At 81.2% G+C, this 1,089-nt stretch carries 1 pseudogene; it reads right to left on the bottom strand.

Features of this window, described 5'->3' with window-relative positions:
• Positions 1–1,089 (bottom strand): annotated as a pseudogene (locus JNW98_RS35515) (hypothetical protein); the annotation flags it as partial.

Genomic DNA, 1,089 nt, shown 5'->3' with positions numbered 1-1,089 from the left:
TCGGCGTCCGGCACGGGCGCCAGCTGCGGGAAGGCGGCGGTGGCGCTCGGGTCGGCCGGGGCCGCGGCGTCGCGGGAGGGCAGCGCGTGCCGTCCGGTGCTGCTGCTCTCCGGCTCGGGCACCGGCGCCAGGCGCGGGAACTGCCCGGTGGAACCCGGGCCGTCGGTCTGCGGCCGGGTCTCCGGCCGGGTCTCCGGGCGGGCGAACGAACCGGTGTCGCCGGGGGCGGCGGGCAGCGCGTGCCGTCCGGTGCTGCTGCTCTCGGGCTCCGGCACCGGCGCGAGCTGCGGGAACTGCCCGGTGGCGGACGGTCCTTCGGCGCGCTCGGGGGCCTCGACGCTGTCGTGGCCGCGCGGGGTGTCCTGCGCGGCGCGCGAGGAGCCGTTCGAGGAGAGCGGCCAGTCGTCCACCGGCGCGGCGGGGGAGCGGTCGTTGCCCCAGCTCGGCGCCGGGCGGGCCGGCGGCTCGGCGGGGGTGTTCTTGCGGTCGCCGCGCTTCGGCAGGCCGGAGAGCGCGTTGCGGGGCGGCAGGCCGGCGTTCCCGGCGGCACCGCGCTGGGGCAGGCCGCTCTCGTCGCCAGCGCGCCGCGGCAGACCGCCCTCGTTGCCACCGCGCTGCGGCAGGCCGGTGCCGGCGCCGCCGCGCTGGGGGAGCTCGGGCAGGGCGGACGGCGTGGCCTCGCCGCGGACCGGGAGCCCGCCGGGCGTGCTCTTGCGGTCGCGCTTCGGCAGGCCCTGCTTGCCCGTCTCGCCCTTGTCACCGGCACCACCGCGGACGGGCAGGCCGTTGCCGGTGCCCTCGCCGCGCTGCGGCGGCTGCTGCGGGCGGCGGTCCTTGCCCACCGGCGCGATGACGGCGGGCCGCTTGCCGCGCGACGGGAGGCCGGAACGGCCGTCCGCGCCCTTGGCGGAGGCGTCGTCACCCGCGCCGGCGGGCGGCGAGGCGTCGAAGAGGCTGGGACCGCCGGTCGGGGCGCCCGCGCCCGGGGTGCTCCCCGGGACGCGCGTCGGCAGACCGCTCTGGGTCAGACCGCCCGCGCGGGACGGGTTGGCCGGCGGACGCGGGCTCTGGGGCGGCTGCTGGCCGCGG

This window comes from Streptomyces huiliensis (genome assembly GCF_020037025.1).
Taxonomy (GTDB): Bacteria; Actinomycetota; Actinomycetes; order Streptomycetales; family Streptomycetaceae; genus Streptomyces; species Streptomyces huiliensis.
This window is presented reverse-complemented; position numbering and strand designations above follow the sequence as displayed.